Below are 16304 nucleotides of genomic sequence, written 5' to 3'. Positions count from 1 at the left end.
GGTCCCTTCGATCGCACTATCAATAGGGAGCCATTTTTTACCGAGTGTTCCATTCCCACTGGCTTCGGCTATGGTGATGGCAGTATCTGGAATAGTTAACGTGGCTGCGTCGCTGGCCGAAGAGGCGATCGCCTTACTGATCGAATTGGCAGAACGAGGGGAAATCGATCCGTGGGACGTGAATGTCATTGACGCGATCGACCGGTTTCTGGTGAATTTGGCTCCTACCGCCAACACCCGCGACTTGTCGGAGTCCGGTCAAGCTTTTTTGTATGCTTCGATGCTGGTCTATCTCAAGGCGCTCGCCCTTGCTGAAGCAGAGGCAGCGGAGGAAGACGACTTCGAAGAGGCGCCTTGGGAGGGGGAGGTGACGCCACTCCCCAATATTCCTTTAGAGGACACATTGCGACCGCGTCCTGTGGCCCGTATCAACCGCACCCGTCCCATTACGCTCAAAGACATCATCGCTCAGTTGCAGGCAATCGAAGAAGCCGTACAGCGTCAGGAGGAGCGGCCCAAACGCACTCGCCCCAAACCTCAACCGCGCGGCGAGCGTTTGACCAGCATCGCGCAACTGTCCCACGCCGAAAATCTGGCAGAAACGGTGTCTCTACTCGAACCAATTTTGGCCCAGACCTGGCAGCATTCGGCTTGCATGAGTCTAGACAATCTCTTTGCTATCCAACAGGAGCTATATCCCGGCAAGGCCAGTTTTGCAGCCGTGTTCTGGGCCTTGTTGATGATGGCCTCGCGATCGCAGGTTCAGCTCCAGCAGGAGGAGTTTTATCTCGATCTGTCGGTCTTGCCAGTGGCTCCCGCAACGGTTGAAGAGTTGCCGTCGATGCTCGATGGCGATCGACAAACTGCCTAGGGCGATCGCGATCCCAATTCGCAAGCCAGTTTATCTCGGCCTCCATTCACTTCCTGTTTAAAGGGACTTCCGATGCACTTTGGCTCTGGCAAGGACTTCTAATTCATCCAGTGGACTTTGAGGGTGATAGGACAGACAAAGTGGAGCCTGGATCTTTGTTGGCGTGGCGATCGTTTCCCCGACAACGTAAAACTGGCCTTTAGCCAGTCTTGCTAGATCGTGGCCGCCGCCGCCTCGTTGATTGAGTTGCTCCTTAATAGCCGCGATCGCGGCGGGGGAATTTGCTCGCCCGTAAAACTGGGTCGAACAGTTCGCTACGATATTGTGGTCGATACTCTTGGGTGCTTGGGTTGCGAAGACTAGCCCCAGACCGTATTTGCGTGCCTGAGCTGCGAGACGGTTGATATTGTCCTTGCAAGGAGAAGTTCTCTGGGAAGGAATGAAATCTTTAGCCTCGTCAATCACCAGCAATCCCCTTAACGACTGGTCCGCAGGGGCTGGATTCTTCTTGATCCAGGTGAATAGAGTCATGGAGAGTTGATTGAGAAACTGCTGTTGAGCGTTCAGGCCACTGAGGCCGACAAAGTTCACAATCGAGATTCTGGTTTTGCCAGACTGGCTATTCAACCCGAAGAGGATGGCGGGATCGAGGGCCGAACCACTGTGGCGGAGCAGGGGATTGTTGAGAATTTCAGCTCTCAAGGTATCGGCCATATCGCGAGCTTTTTTGTCGGCTTTCGCAATGCCTCCTCCGGCTTCTGGGGGAAGCTCCGATAGGAGTTCGACAAAGTCCGTCAGGTTCCCACCACCATCTTTGGCAAAGTATTCGAGGGCAGCTTTGAGAATGCCCCGCTTCAGGATTGCCGTTTGAGAATTGCCTGGGGCCACAATTTCTTGCAAGGTGTCGCGGGCCATATCGGCTGCACGATTGAGTTCGGAGGGATCGCGAGCGACAGCGGCGAGGTCGGGGATGGGTTCTAGATTTAAAGGATTGCCATCCTCGCGACCGGGGGTCCAGACGACGACCTCGGCTTGTTGGCAGTACTGTGCTTCTTTCCGATCGTCTTCGTTGCGCCAACTCTCGGGATGGGTGGGCCAGCGATCGCCCATGCGAGCCAGATCGTTCGCACAATCAATCACGATCGAGGGGATGCCCATCAGAGCGGCTTCTTCCACCAATCGCTTCACCAAAACGGTTTTACCGGAGCCACTGCCTGCCAGGACAACTGCGTGTTTGGTCAGATTTTCAACTTTCAGAGACAGGGTCTCTCGGGGGCGATCGCCTATCAGACGCGCTCCGATCGGTAAATCCCTCGGCCCTGGCGGACTACCGGGAGGCGGGTTATTGGTTGTGCTTGGTGCAGGCGCACCGCTATTGCTAATCGAGTGGGAACCGTTGGTGCGAGAGGGAGTCTCAGTCGTCGAACTCCCTCCAAGTGAGGGGGCAGGTACCCCCACTGGCTCGGCGATCGCCCCCTCAAATAGCCAGTCAACCGCATCTTTGAAGCAAGTCAGTTGCGAGACGGGGCGGCGCTTGCGCAGCCATTCGTCAAACTCGGAACTGCGGTTGCGGGTGAGTTGATGCAATGCCCCTAAAGTCCGCATCTCGTCTTCAGCAGGATAGAGAAACAGACCGCCATTGTCCTCAAATTCCCGCGTCAGCTTTTGGGTTGCAGCTCCCCCAGGTAAATCGAGAGTACGCACGAGCCCTAATTTTCGAAAGCTCAAAGCTCTATCGATGCCAGATGCTGTCATGGCTGCTTTTAGACGAGCCTTATAGGCATTAGAATTCTTTTTTTGGAGGACTCGCAAGCACAGATGTTTTTCGCGATCGTCCTCGTTGTGAAAGACTAAGCGAAGGCGAGCGTGAAGTGTTTTGTAGCTTTTTCCTCCGGGGAAATCGACATCCACCAAAGCATCAACGGAGTCTGGTGTAGAATTCTCAGTCACGAGACAGTCTCCGGCTGTTTGCAATAAAGAACCGAAGACTCGATCTTCATTTGTTTCATCTCGCAAGACTTCTAAGTCAACTCGCTTTTTGGCTTCTTCAAGCTCCCGATCGAATTTACTGATTTCTATTGGGCTTGGATCTATAATTGGAGGCGGTGAAATTAGGGAGGATAGTTCTGTAATTTCCCCTTTTGACAAGCACTGCTCGCGATGGAGATCGCAACACTTCAAGATACTCCGTGGATATTCCCCTTTGGCTGCTTCAAAGAACTGCTGAGTGAAGGGCCAAGTTGGATAAGGAGGATTGAAATTAAAGTTTTGGTAGGCTTCTTGTAACCGGAGTTCCACAATTTGACTAGCATTTTTATCGGACAGAACTGGCCCGAGTAATATTGGCGGCTGAAAGCGATCGTGCGCTGGTGATACAGCCTTGTCGTTCAAAATAGCCCATGTTCCTTCCAGACAAGAGAGCACAATCAGCGTTCGGCGGGTCTTGTCGCGCAATTCCATCAGACCGCCTGCAATGCCCTCAATAATCGATTTGGACACCCGCTGCTCGTCCAGCATTTCTTCATCAACATTGGAACCGATCGCGATATTGTGCTGGGCAATAATGGCATCTAACTGATCCAACGCTAGAACTGAAGGGCCTCGGAGACTCATCAACCAAGACAGGCCTTCTACGATATTGCTGTGATGCTTGGCGATCGCCTGAGAAAAGCCAAACTCCGCTCTACCCGCTTCTTCGATTGCGAGTCCTTGCAGCCAGTTGTAGCCCAATTCAGATGCGGCAAAATCATTGGAATTTAGCAATAAGAGGGCACGGATAACATCCTGAAACTTGCGTACCTCCTGTGGGGCAATATCAAACATCGTTTTCAAGACGACATTTGTATACTTTTTAAGAGCAGGAGGTTCTGCATTAGAGAATTTCTGTAACGAAATTGGAATTCCTAACTGCTGAATAAGAAATTCAATCAGACGCTGACTTTGAGGCTGACCACTCGCATCTGCTTCCTGCAGGGAACTCACATACCCTTGCAAAATAGTTTCCCAGAAGTCTCGCACGTCGGTCATATCCGCCAGGACAAACCCGAAATTCTGAGCAAGCGCCTGTTTTCTGACGGCACTCAGCAGGTGGGTTTTACCCGCACCCGCTTGCCCGACGAAAATCATCCCTAGAGGTGAATTGGGATTTTTTGTCCCCTGCAAGCGTTTCAACTCACGCGCAATCTTGTCCCGCTTGTCTCGATGGACCCCCTCCACATCGCTATTGCTATCCCGCCATACACTTTTTAGGTGCATGGTCCAGTCAAAGTCAGTCGCTGCCAGCGCCTGTAGCGACGGTACTTGCTTCCGATCTGCCATTACCATCACCCTTGCATATAAATAATGTGCCGTTTGCCAGCTCCGACGGCGATCGCCGCCAGCTCGTCCTCCGGTTGCATTTCCTGCGGATTGTCCATGTGGATCAACACGAGCTGACCATCCAACTGCATACTGCGCAAGGTGCTGTCGATCTCGTCGCGCGATAAATCTTCTAGGTGTTGGCGCAATTGGGCGAGCCGAACTCTGACGTTGGAGCGACCGTCGGCAAGCTTCGCATAGGCCGTCCGAATTCTCTCTTCTAGAGAGGTGGTCGCGATTGGCGCTGCGATCCTATGGTCACTAGAAGCATTCTGTGGCGCTAAGAATTCAGCCAGCGGTATGCCCTGCGATCGCAGATAAGCTTGCAGTTTAGTAAGGGCTGCTTGCAGGATGGGAGCGGCAGCTCGGGACTTTGGCACCTCTGCGTTTAGATGATCGATCGCCCACTCCCAAGCTTTGTCAGTCAATACCATGTGGTTGGAGCGACCTCGTTTCTCCAAGTCAACCAAGCCAGCCTCGATCAACGGTTTGCGTTCGGCAGGACTGAACTGCGGCTTAATCTTCGATATGGCAGGCTCCTCACCCGTAAACAGAAGATTCCACATCACCCGAACTTGCTTAGGCGTTGGATCGAAACTCACGGTTACACCTCATGATAAATAAAGCTTTCCCCGAACTTAGCAAGAGCGATCCGCATGACGAAAGCGCACAAAATCGCGGATCTTCTCTGTTGCGATTACAACATCGTCCATAACTTCGTCGTGCGGCAACCTCAAAACAACGTAGCCGCTCAGCACCAATTCATAGTCTCGCTGGCGATCTTCACTAAACGCAAATCGGTTGCTGTGATATCGATAGCCATCCACCTCAACTGCCACCTTACCCTCCGGCCAAACCAGGTCTACCAGGAACCGACTGCCCCGGGTTGTCAGCACGCTTTCATTGCAGTGAAATAGTCCCCCCAACTCAGGATCTCTGGCCAGCCGTTCGGCTAGCAACTTTTCTCCGGGGCTGAAGGGATGAGGCTTGCCCTGGATGGGCCAGATAGCGTGTTTGGTTTCCTCCTGCCGCTCGCCATCACCCCCCTCGCGAGGTGAGTCGGGCAGCGCGATCGCGCCATAGAGAATCGAGTCTAACTCCCGCTGCTGCGATAGAGCCTTGGGGAGCAGCACGGCAACGCGTGCCCGGGTTTCCTTGGCAAACCAAGTTGCCGCTCGGGCGAGTCCCAGAAGTCGGTCATCTGACGGTTGCAGATCGTTCGCCACCAAAACCAGTACGAGACGATCCGGGTTGATGGCCAGTGCCAGTTGGGCAAACTGCATCCCCCTCGGGAAACTCGACAAGATAGGCGGTTTGCCAGACTGACAGGCTTTGACAGCGGCTTTCAGCCAAGGGGTACAAATTTCCTGTCGAGCTTTTTGCAGTTCTCGAATCTTCAGTTGATTGGCAAGAAGTTCGTCGTGACTGTTGCCCGCGCTGAGAAATGTATCCTGCTGGCCGTACCACGCAGGCCAGATTGCGAGGGTGACTGCTGCCAGCGATCGCAGCGTGTCTTCAATCGCGGTGTCTCGATCGGGCAGGCTCGTCCACTCCCTGACAGCGATTGTGCTGGCGATCGCACAATCGACTCTAGAGCTCTCAAGCTGCGATAGAGCTGCTTCAGCATCCGAATATAGGACTACTCTGACTTCACCTGTACAGATTTTAGACAAATATTCGACTAACAACGAGCTGGATTCCGTAATATTTCGATCGTAAAGGGCGATCGCCCTCTCACTATCAGTTTGCCCCCGATCCATCACAACAAATCCTTGTTCTCACCCGCTCGCACAATCTTTATTAGCAAAAATATATGATTTATGTCTTTTTAGAGTCTATTTTGCTACTCAAGAATTCTGGCCGCTGCTATCGATATCCCCGAAAATGGTCTTAAAACTATCCTGCGATCGCCGATTTGAGAAATTGTTGACCTCTATCTGTGTATCTTACGTTCAAATTGTTTGGGTTGGAAAGCGATGAAAGGCAGAGGGCTGATTGGAGCGTGCAAAATAACGCCAACTTCGGGGTCTTGTCCGCTTTTGGTGATCGTTAAATCTGTCCTAAATGAGGCGCTTATTTCGTATAAGAATCAACTGATTAGGATGAGGCGCTTGGCCAATAGCTCGAGCCCAGCCCTTCCAAACATCTGCCGTTTCAGCATTTTTAGTCGGTTGTTTTGACCCTCCACTGGCCCATTGCTCACCTCGAGTGTGAGAGCTGCTTTCACCGCATCGTAATCTTCTTGAAGACCCTTGGCAAAACTCCGTAATGCCTTGATTGAGCTGCTCACAGCTGTCTCCAGCCAATCGTCGAATTCCCCAGGCAGTCGCTCGCGCACCAGTTTGATGAACCCCTGAGCCAGAGCGATCGCCCCCGATAACTTTGGCTGCTGGCCCAGTTTTTCCAGCAGGGTTTTCTCCTCAGGCGTAAGGTTTTCAGGCCGTGTCAACAGCAGCCAAGCCGCCCGCTTGGCACTCAAAGGCTCTGACACTGGTGTGGCGGGTGATGGCGCTGGTCCCCGACCCGGTAAGTCATTGAGGGATTCTCGGCTGGGCTTGATGGAGGGCAGAGAGCAACGCAACTGCCGAGTGTAACGGGCGACGGTCATATAGCTGCCCGGGTACCCTTGCTGTTGGATCTCGCCAAACAACTGTTTAGTTTGTTGGCGCCCTTGCTGCCATTGCTCTGACAGGTAAGCCTTGTATGGATCCAAACAACTGGGGTTTCTCCGCCGCCCCACAGGATATTGCCATTCCGGAAACGTTGACGCGGCCAGGTAGGTATACACCGTTCGCTCGCCAATGCCGAGGTGATGGGCAATGTCTTTAATGGCATAGCCTTGCTTGCGTAGAGCATGGGTTTGTTCCCACTTCTCCAGTCGTATGGCCCGATTGACTTCCCTTTGGGTTCGATATCTATCCGGAGCAGCTTCGGGGGTCGGTGCTTCGGTTGGCTGTTGGGCTTGAATCTGTTGCTGCTCAACCTGTTCGAGCGACTGGGTTTGTCCCTTAAAGACTTTCTCTAAAGCCTCTTCGAGATTCTGCAACAGATGAAAGCGATCGGCTACCTGGATGGCATCGGGTGCTCCATCGCTCATGCCTCGCCTGTAGGCTTTGGAGCGATCTCTCGAGAGAATCTTCACGCCAGGATGCTCTTTCAACCAGGCTGCTAAGGTCCCAGCCGCCCGGTCGGGGAGTAGTGCGATCGGTTGGTTGGTCTCCAAGTCGACCAAGATCGTTCCGTAATGATGACCCGTGCGAAACGCGAAATCATCCACCCCCAATATCTTTGGCGTGGCCATGACTGGTAGGGGCAATTTGGAGATGGCTCGCAAGATGGTGTTGCGGCTGTATCCGTATCCGAGCTGATGGCTCAAGCGGGCTGCTGCCGAACCACCGAGGGCTAAGCCCATCGCTTCCAGTTGAGCCGTGTAGCGAGTCGTGCGTCTGGCCCAAGGCGCGACAACCTCGGGCAGACGCTCCGTAAAGATACGCCGAGGGCAACGCTCGTTGAGGCAGAAGAACTTACAGACTTGGAGCAATATCGTCAGCGTGAATTGAACTAATGGCAGATCCCTCAACGTTCTCTCATAGTGGCTATGGATGCGATCGGTGGAGCGATGACACAGCGGGCAACAGGCCACCGTTTGAGTCGAGCAGAGGTTAACAACGAGCTGTTGGTTGGCCGGATCGATACTCCAACTGTTCAAGCTCACATCCGTTTGGCTGGGCAGGAGATGCTGTAAAAGTTCCACGGGCTTGGCAGAGTGAGGGTTTGCACCTGGTATTCTCCTATACCTTCTCTGCATCACCAAAAGCGGACAAGACCCCGAAGTTGGCGTTATTTTGCATTCTCCTCACCGTTGGATTATCTGGGCAGATGATAGAGAACTCACTCGTCTACAGGAGCATCGCCAACAACCATTTGGGAAGATTCTCCAGCAACGTTGGCGCGGAGAAGTCCCCACCATTGCACTCAAACCTGAGTCGCCCACGAAATCATTATCCTAATGTCACTCTCCAGGAGTATGGCCATGGCCAAGCCACAAGTCTCGTCTACACAGCCTCAGCAAAAACAGTTTCATGTTGATGGGGGTATTGAGGCTGGCTTACTTCAATATCGAATCTCAAGCCGAATTGAGCAAACGTCTGCAAGTTAGTCGTCTCGTCGCTGACAATGGCCCAAAACTCGCCATTGACGTTGTTGCGTCCCACAATGATGTGGACTGGTCCATAGCAAGCATCTTTGTGCAAGCCAATATTGTGGAAGTAAGCAGCTCGACCATGCTGGAAGTGAAAGTCTTTGAGTGGGCACCATCCACGGCCAGCCCGCTTTATCCAACTATCCTTTTGCAAGCGAATGCGATAGTGCCAATGCCATTGCTGGGTAAAGACCCTCATCAAGTCGGTGTGGACAAAGTCCCGGTCAGCTAACAGAACCACTTTGACTCCTTCGGGCAGGCAACAAGCCGCTTGCGAGAGAACCTGCGGGTAGTCCACGAAGGCCACCGAGGCACTGCTGTGATGCAGCACCCGCCAAGCCACTGGCAAGGCTCGCCCGCGATGGACAACTGCCCATCGGATGAGACAATACTCGTCCCAGAACAAGGACGTATCCAGACTCAGATAGAGGCAATCCTCGCCCCAATCGGCCAATGCAGCTCGAATCAGTGGCTTGTAGAGTTGATGGATGTTGAGGCGAGGGTTATTGAGCCAGCGGCTGATGTGCCTCTGTTTGCTTTGAGCATATTGACCTCGGCAGGGCAGGTAGGGGAGCCAGCGAGTCAGATTGACTTCTCCGGTTTGGAGCAGGGCGATCGCCATCCACAGGCAAGTGGTCAGATGGGCTTGGTGGACCCACGGACAGGCTTGCCCCAACCAAGCTTGCAGAGCATTGTAGAGGGGGGAGTTTTGTTCACGGGTATCGACGCTTATGAGTGGTATCTGAGCTTTGTACCCTAAAACTCCCCTCAGATTTTGTCAATCACTGAAAGCGTTGCCTGTTCAGCCCTTCAGACCATCGCACAGCATCTTTTGTCAGTCAACCAGGATAACAACAGATCCCGATCAATTTTTCAACAGTGAATCGATTTTCAAAACCGAAGCAACATGACTAAGATTGTGCAATGACTCCCCAAATCACTCATGCCCCAAAGCGGAACGTTCTGATGGGCCAACGCAATCGCCGTATCCTGATCGCGGTTGTTCAATTTATACCTCCCTCCATGTCGAAAAATATTATACTTACAAGAGGTAATTTGATGTCTAGATATTGATGAATCATATTTGTTTTGAGTATGGCTCGCAACCATTTAAGCTCAAATTAACTTGACAAAAACTCAAGTGACGTAGATTTGGCATAATGTAAGGATGAAAATTCTCACCCTCAGCAATTGTCCATTAAAAGAATCACTGGGCTCTGGGTATGTGATCTTGAAATACTGTCAAGGGCTGCGATCGCTCGGGCACGAGGTAGATGTCTATGGCCCCGAGTCCTTCGAGCTCTTCCCGTTTTTACAAGGAAAAGGCAAGATCGATCGATTGACAATCGGCATGCTTCTCTTCGCTCTTCGAAAGATCCGAACAAAAAATTATGACATTATTGAACTGTACGGAGCCCAATCTTGGTTAACAGCTTGGGTTTTCAGTCGAATTCCCAAACGAAATTTTATTACGATCTCCCATTCAAATGGGATTGAAAACCATGTTTCAGAACAACTATCCGAGTACCAGTCTTCACAATTGACTAGAAAACCCTGGAGCATCGATCGCTCTGTCCTCTACGAAAAAGCATTTACCGCTGTGGATGGCATCGTAACGGTCAGTCAGTTTGATTTAGATTATGCTCGGCGCCAAGACTATCAGCCAGCCAGTGCTGCTGTTGCCATTGAAAATCCTTTGCCAGATTCTTTTCTAGGATTGTCCGTTCAATTCGAACGTCAACCCAAGATCGGATTTTGTGGGTCTTGGATCGATCGTAAGGGCATTCAAACGATCCAAGCCGATATGCCCAAGTTGCTGCGCGAGTTTCCCCACTGTCAATTTATGCTAATTGGAGTTGGCGAATCTTTTCGAAAAGAAGAAGTGTTTCCAGAAGATGTTTGCGATCGCATCACAGCAATCGCGTATGTCGACGATCGCGATCGCCTGCAAAAGCTTTACGAACAATTCTCTATTTCAATTGTCCCTTCTCTCTACGAGAGTTTTGGCCTCGTGACTAGCGAGGCAATGGCTTGCGGTGTGGCTGTAGTTGCGACGAAAACAGGGTTTGCCGCACACCTCAAGCATCGAGAGAATGCCATGTTACTCGATCGCTCGCGATCGCCCCAATTATACGAAGCCACCCGAAGTCTTCTGTTAGATGAAGCACTACGACGAAGTATCGCTGAAAAAGGTTATCGGCGAGTTCAATCATTGCGTTGGGATACGGCCATTAAAACTCTGGAATCAACTTATTTAAATTGGCTAGATTCATATAGAAAGAATAGAGTTAATTTGGAGACAGCCTAACTCGCCTAGTTCTAACGGATTCTGTGGCAGCCGTATTTCTGGCCTTATAGCAGTATTTTGCTGCAAGCTTCTGTAGATATAGTGCATTATTTTGTTGTAAATACGTGTATCTTCTGACGAAAGATGAACTATAGATAACAGAGATGCAAGTTATGAGGCATTAAAATGTTTGCCTGAATAAGTAAAAACACTCCGACCACAGAAAACGTTAGAACCAGTACCGCTATCTGGGGAGGAGATTGTGGGGACGAGGACGAACATGACCAGACACATTACTGCCCGACTCAACCCCCACATGACAAATGGGAATAGCAACTGACGATAACCTACCTGCTTTGCGTTTGCCTATCAGTATTGCAGGTCGGTGTTTCGGCAGGCGATCGCCAACGAGTGGTAATATTCTTTACTCAAGTATTGATATTCTTTACCCAAGTATTGATATTCTTTGCTTGACTTGACAAACGACAAGCAGATTTACTATGTCTTTATATAGATATATCACTCATTTGAATGCTGTTTAATCAGCTAATAGCAAGCAAGGCTAGGTTTTAAGGAGTGGTTGTTAAGAAACATAAAGTTTGTCTTGCCGTTAGCAGAATCTTGCATAGCTTTAATTTCTTGAGATTTACTAGCCAATTGGAAGGCCAATTTTTCCTTTAAGAAGCCTCAAGCGGAAGCAAGTCACTCTCAGGTGTATTGACAAATCTCTTAAATTGAGAGAAGGCTTAGTTTTCTGAATCTAAAAGTCTGTTATCTTGTCCGGTGTCCTTGCTGTACAGGCATATACAGCGATGTTTCTAATGCTAAATCGCCGCTCGGGCAGCGATTGCAGAGTCTTTTTGACAAAAAATTATTCGTTAAACCCTCATGATTTTTGATGCCCTCAAATTAATCAGAGATTCCCTAGAGAGTTACATTTTGCAGGTGGAAGCTCCTCCCGATCGACCCTCTAGTATTGTTGTTTTAGGCAATATTGGACTGGCTCAAGAGCTGGGCGGTACCAATACGAACCTCAATAATCAGGTGGTCGTGACTTTAGTGAATGTGCAGGAAGAAACCTCGTTGAAAAATCTGCCGCACTATCGACAAGAGAACGGCAAAACGGTATACCGCAACCCCCCGGTTAGTCTCAACCTTTTTATCCTTTTCTCAGTGCTTCACAGTGAAGCCTATGACACTGCCCTCAAGCGCCTGTCTCGCGTGGTCGAATTCTTTCAATGGCAGAAGGAGTTCTCGTTTACCACTACACCCGGCGCGGGCAATCTCTCTCGCGACGTGCGTATCTATCCCGATTTGTATTCCCTCACCTTCGAGCAGCTCAACCACCTGTGGGGAGCTTTGGGGGGGAAGCAGGTGCCGTTTGTGCTCTACAAAGCTCGCGTGGTGGCGTTAGAGGCTGAAAAACGGCAGGCGGAAGGGGTGCCGATTGCCGAAATTCATATCAACGAGAGCTAGGAGGCAGTGTGCTGTGGTCAAGCTTCTCTACAAAAGCGTTCTCGATCTAGACCTCTGGCACGACTATTTTTTAGGTCAGCCAGCCTTGGCGGATTTATCGTTCGACGATTACGACATTTCGACCACGCTGGCGCTGTTGCCGACCGCCGACTGTGTGCAACAGCTTAAGAAGTTGCGTTGGATCTTTCGACCGCGCTCTCGCGGAGGATCGCTGTTTGCCCGCGTAAATGAAGTGGCCCCCGACCAATTTGCCACCCAAGTGGCGGTGAATACGCCCCGCCGCCTCAGCTTTTGGCTGGTGGCTCGCGATCGCCATTTCGCCAATTTCACCAGCTTGTCCCTCAATCCGGGCAGCGGGCAGAGCTATTACTTCTCCAATCTGTCGGGCAATGCTGGAGATGCCTTGTTTTTGACTCAGCCCCTGCCTGCCTATACCCCAGGAACGGAGTACGAGTTTGGGGATTTGGTGGTTAGTGGCGGCAATACTTTAGAGGCAATTCGTTACCAGGCAACGGCAGCCGCCAGCCCCGATGCCGCGCTGTGGGAGACCCTCGCCAATCCCAGCCAATATGCCACGGCTCTCGATCTAATGTCTCGACAGGGGGTGTTTTACTCCCGCCCCATCCCCGCTGCTAACCCTGGCGACAGTTTTGAATTTGGCTTGCAGGATGCCACTGGGCAGCAGACTTTTGCCCATCGCGTAGAGGTGCCGGACAGTCATGTGGCGGGAGAGGCAATCGCCGTTAGCCTCAACTTTACCGGTCAGGTTCCCGGTCGCTATCGTCTGTTGCTGGACGGTGTCCTCGATGACGAGTTCATCCTGTTCGATCCGCTGAGTGCCCCCAATCCCTTTGCCCTTGTTGAAGTGGTGCTCAATTCCCCATTGGTGCCAGCGGCGTTCGAGCTGCTGCAAGCCAGTGGCACACAAACCCTGATTCAACCCAAAACCTATGTCATTCGTTTTAAAAACCGGGCCACCCGCTGGCACTATCGCTACGAACAGCCCCACGGCTTCCAGTCGCTACCCCCCGAGTTTGAGGAGATTGACATTGATATCTCCTATGCCACCATTCGCCCTCGCGGGCTGCGCCTGCAACCGGATACCTTGCTGAGCGACGGTAACGATGCCTTACTGCCCGCCCCCAGCGTGGCGGCGATCGTTCCAGAGTTAGATGCCAACCGGCATCTCGACACTATCTTTTCAGACGTTCATTTGTGAATCCCGTTTGCAGATCGAGATTCTCAACCACCTAGGTAACTCATCATGCCGAGCACGTTTAAAACTCCTGGGGTCTTTATCCAGGAAATCTCTAAATTCCCCCCTTCTATTGCACAGGTTGAAACTGCCATCCCTGCCTTTATTGGTTATACCCAGCAGGCCGTGTATAGGGGCACAGACTTTCACGCCATTCCAGACCCTACCGATCCGACTGCGACGATTGTGCAAATTCTGTGCCTGCGGATTACGTCTCTACTGGAGTACGAACAGTATTTTGGGACGGCACTGAACGAAACGACCATCGACGTGACGGTGACGGATACGGAGGCGAATGCGGCGATCGCCACTCCGTCACCCCACAACATGTACTATGCCATGCAGGCATTTTTTGCCAATGGCGGCGGTCCCTGCTACATCGTTTCCGTCGGCCCGATGGTTGCGGCGGGAACGGTGACAGTTGAAGCGCTAACCGCAGGTTTGGCCAAGATCGCCGAGGAAGACGAAGTTACTCTGATTGTTTTCCCTGAATCCTTAGACTTGCTCGGCCCAGACATCACAGTGCCAGCTGCATACAGCGATTTTGCCGCCTTGTACGATGCTGCCTTGGCTCAATGTGCGACGCTACAGGATCGATTTGTGGTGATGGATACCTTGCTCGATCCCCCCAGCAACTCGCTCACCGAGGCGGTATCAGCGTTCCGCAGTAATGGGATTGGGGTGAACGAACTCAAGTATGGGGCGACATACGGCCCGCGTTTGGAGACGATTTTTAACTATCTCTACGCTGAGACCGATGTCAGTGTGACGCTGCCGGATGCCACAACGACCACGATGGATCTGATTAATCCTACGACCACTCCCGCGACCACGGATGGAGAGTTATATCCCTTGGTGAAGAGTGCGGTGGAACGAATTCCGATTGTGTTGCCTGCGGCACCGTTGGTGGTGGGGGTTTACGCAGCGGTGGACAACAGTCGTGGTGTGTTTAAAGCGCCTGCCAATGTGAGCTTGACATCGGTGATTGGTCCGACCGTGAAAATCACCAACGCCATTCAAGATGACCTCAATGTTCATACCACGGGCAAGTCCATCAATGCGATTCGCTCCTTCACGGGCAAAGGGACGTTGGTGTGGGGGGCGCGCACCTTAGCGGGGAATGACAACGAATGGCGCTACATTCCCGTGCGGCGCTTCTTCAATATGGCGGAAGAGTCGATCAAAAAGGCCACCGAACAATTTGTTTTCGAGCCCAACGATGCCAACACTTGGACGAAGGTGCGGGCCACGATCGAGAACTTTTTGGTCTTGCAATGGCGGGCGGGGGCGCTGGCGGGAGCGAAACCGGAGCAAGCCTTTTACGTCAAGGTGGGTCTGAACGAAACCATGACGGCGCTGGATATTCTTGAAGGGCGCATGATTGTTGAAATTGGCATGGCGGTCGTTCGTCCGGCAGAATTCATCATCCTGAAGTTTTCTCACAAGATGCAGGAAGCTTAACCGGCTCTTACGATATCGGTTGGGTTTTCGATGTTTGGTGGTGGTAAATTGACCGCCCAAGCGAGTTTCAATTCGCCACCTCAACCCATTCAACACACGATTTTGGATTGATTCATCATGGCTGAATATCCCTTACCTAAGTTTCATTTTGACGTGCAGTGGGGTGGGGCTCGCTTGGGCTTCACCGAAGTCTCTGGCTTAGATGTTGAAACGGAGATGATTGAGTATCGGGCGGGTGACTCGAAAGAGTACAACAAACTGCGCTATCCCGGTATGCAGAAGTTTAGCAATATCACCATGAAGCGGGGCACGTTTCAAGGGGATAACGATTTCTACAATTGGTGGAATACGGTGGCGCTCAATACCATCGAGCGGCGCGATCTCACGATTAGTTTGCTGAATGAAAACCACGAGCCGATTGTGGTCTGGAAGGTTAAAAATGCTTGGCCGACTAAAGTGCAATCTACTGATCTAAAAGGGGATGGTAACGAAACGGCGATCGAGTCGGTCGAACTGGTTCATGAAGGGCTGACCATTCAGAACGAATAGAGTTTGCAGGGCTGGAGTTGTGGTCTGACGGAAAATCTAAATTCGATCGCCCAATTATTTAGGTTTTCCGTACCTTGAGTAAGCTTTTTGAGTTCAAGCTGGATGGCGATCGCCATTCGCCAGTTTCAATAGAGGTAATCATGGATGGACCTCCCGCGCTCAGTTTCTTTTTCTCGGTTAGTTTTCGAGGAGGGGGCCTAAATGCTGACACTAGCTTTCAGAGTGTCACGGGTTTGAGTGTCGATATGCAGACCGAAACCCTGAAAGAGGGAGGAGAGAATCGTTTTGAGCACATTCTGCCCGTGCGGACTAAGTACAGTCCCCTAGTGCTAAAGCGCGGCTTAATCAAAGATTCGAAGCTGATTGCTTGGGCCTCTGACGCGATTCTCAATTTCGACATTCAGCCACTCGATTTGCAAGTGCAGCTACTGCACCAAAATCCACCCGATCCCAATGCTCAGAATAGGCAGGTCGAGCCTTTAGTGACCTGGAAGGTGATTGGCGCGTGGCCTAAAAAATGGTCTGTGTCTGAATTTAATGCCGAGCAAAGCTCTCTCGTAATCGAAACGTTAGAACTTAATTATCAATATTTTAAGCAATGAAAATATGATGAATCGAGCTGGAATCTCGCGATCGCACCTTCGCTCTCAACCTCTCATCGAATTGCTGCCCCCTTTGGATGCTAATCATGTCAATTGTCATTCGAGAACTGGTGATTAAAACCTCTTTGAGTGAAGGGGGTGGAGAGCAAGCCTCCGGTTCTGGAGGTGAGGGGGGAAAAGAGGAAATCGTGGCGGAATGTGTGGAGCAGGTGCTCTCGATCTTAAAAGACAAGGCGGAGCGATAA

The 16304-nt window shown here is 51.4% G+C and carries 12 protein-coding genes and 2 pseudogenes; 8 read left to right on the top strand and 6 right to left on the bottom strand.

Annotation, left to right across the window (positions count from 1 at the left end; translation table 11 throughout):
- Nucleotides 1–100: 100 nt before the first annotated feature.
- Nucleotides 101–871, top strand: a complete 771-nt coding sequence (locus SYN7336_RS12685) for a segregation/condensation protein A (RefSeq protein ID WP_017326324.1) — start codon at nucleotides 101–103, stop codon at nucleotides 869–871.
- A gap of 57 nt (nucleotides 872–928) precedes the next feature.
- Here the strand turns inward: SYN7336_RS12685 and SYN7336_RS12680 are convergent, their stop codons facing one another.
- The 5 genes from SYN7336_RS12680 to SYN7336_RS25730 all read right to left on the bottom strand — a co-directional run bounded on the left by SYN7336_RS12680 (nucleotide 929) and on the right by SYN7336_RS25730 (nucleotide 9105).
- The gene (locus tag SYN7336_RS12680; RefSeq protein ID WP_017326323.1) at nucleotides 929–4189 is read right to left on the bottom strand and encodes a helicase HerA domain-containing protein; all 3261 of its coding nucleotides are present in this window, start codon (nucleotides 4187–4189) and stop codon (nucleotides 929–931) included.
- A gap of 5 nt (nucleotides 4190–4194) precedes the next feature.
- The gene (locus SYN7336_RS12675; RefSeq protein ID WP_038025942.1) at nucleotides 4195–4830 is read right to left on the bottom strand and encodes a hypothetical protein; all 636 of its coding nucleotides are present in this window, start codon (nucleotides 4828–4830) and stop codon (nucleotides 4195–4197) included.
- A gap of 36 nt (nucleotides 4831–4866) precedes the next feature.
- Nucleotides 4867–5988 (bottom strand): endonuclease domain-containing protein, encoded by a 1122-nt coding sequence (locus SYN7336_RS12670; protein ID WP_017326321.1) that lies wholly within the window; start codon nucleotides 5986–5988, stop codon nucleotides 4867–4869.
- 329 nt (nucleotides 5989–6317) lie between these two features.
- Nucleotides 6318–7982, bottom strand: coding sequence for an ISL3 family transposase (locus SYN7336_RS12660; RefSeq protein ID WP_017324316.1), 1665 nt, complete (start codon nucleotides 7980–7982; stop codon nucleotides 6318–6320).
- A gap of 301 nt (nucleotides 7983–8283) precedes the next feature.
- Nucleotides 8284–9105: a hypothetical protein gene (locus tag SYN7336_RS25730; RefSeq protein WP_156820138.1), complete on the bottom strand. Its 822-nt coding sequence runs from the start codon at nucleotides 9103–9105 to the stop codon at nucleotides 8284–8286.
- 492 nt (nucleotides 9106–9597) lie between these two features.
- Between SYN7336_RS25730 and SYN7336_RS12650 the strand changes: the two genes are divergently transcribed.
- The 3 genes from SYN7336_RS12650 to SYN7336_RS12640 all read left to right on the top strand — a co-directional run bounded on the left by SYN7336_RS12650 (nucleotide 9598) and on the right by SYN7336_RS12640 (nucleotide 13411).
- Complete coding sequence (locus SYN7336_RS12650) at nucleotides 9598–10737, top strand: glycosyltransferase family 4 protein (RefSeq protein ID WP_017326318.1); 1140 nt, start codon at nucleotides 9598–9600, stop codon at nucleotides 10735–10737.
- Between the two features lie 867 nt (nucleotides 10738–11604).
- Nucleotides 11605–12192, top strand: a complete 588-nt coding sequence (locus SYN7336_RS12645; protein WP_017326317.1) for a DUF4255 domain-containing protein — start codon at nucleotides 11605–11607, stop codon at nucleotides 12190–12192.
- A 13-nt stretch (nucleotides 12193–12205) separates the two neighbouring features.
- Complete coding sequence (locus tag SYN7336_RS12640) at nucleotides 12206–13411, top strand: hypothetical protein (protein WP_017326316.1); 1206 nt, start codon at nucleotides 12206–12208, stop codon at nucleotides 13409–13411.
- A gap of 1108 nt (nucleotides 13412–14519) precedes the next feature.
- Here SYN7336_RS12640 and SYN7336_RS33000 read toward each other — a convergent pair.
- Nucleotides 14520–14585: pseudogene (locus SYN7336_RS33000) on the bottom strand (hypothetical protein); the annotation flags it as partial.
- Here SYN7336_RS33000 and SYN7336_RS32995 point away from each other — a divergent pair.
- The 4 genes and pseudogenes from SYN7336_RS32995 to SYN7336_RS31720 all read left to right on the top strand — a co-directional run.
- Nucleotides 14582–14908 (top strand): annotated as a pseudogene (locus tag SYN7336_RS32995) (phage tail sheath C-terminal domain-containing protein); the annotation flags it as partial. The pseudogenes SYN7336_RS33000 and SYN7336_RS32995 overlap by 4 nt on opposite strands.
- 117 nt (nucleotides 14909–15025) lie before the next feature.
- Nucleotides 15026–15457: a phage tail protein gene (locus SYN7336_RS12630; RefSeq protein WP_017326314.1), complete on the top strand. Its 432-nt coding sequence runs from the start codon at nucleotides 15026–15028 to the stop codon at nucleotides 15455–15457.
- 140 nt (nucleotides 15458–15597) lie between these two features.
- On the top strand, nucleotides 15598–16059 hold the full coding sequence (locus tag SYN7336_RS12625; RefSeq protein WP_017326313.1) for a phage tail protein: 462 nt from the start codon (nucleotides 15598–15600) through the stop codon (nucleotides 16057–16059).
- Between the two features lie 86 nt (nucleotides 16060–16145).
- Entirely contained in the window at nucleotides 16146–16304 is a 159-nt protein-coding gene (locus SYN7336_RS31720) for a DUF5908 family protein (protein WP_017326312.1), read from the top strand.

This window comes from Synechococcus sp. PCC 7336 (assembly GCF_000332275.1).
GTDB lineage: Bacteria > Cyanobacteriota > Cyanobacteriia > Thermostichales > PCC-7336 > PCC-7336.
This window is presented reverse-complemented; position numbering and strand designations above follow the sequence as displayed.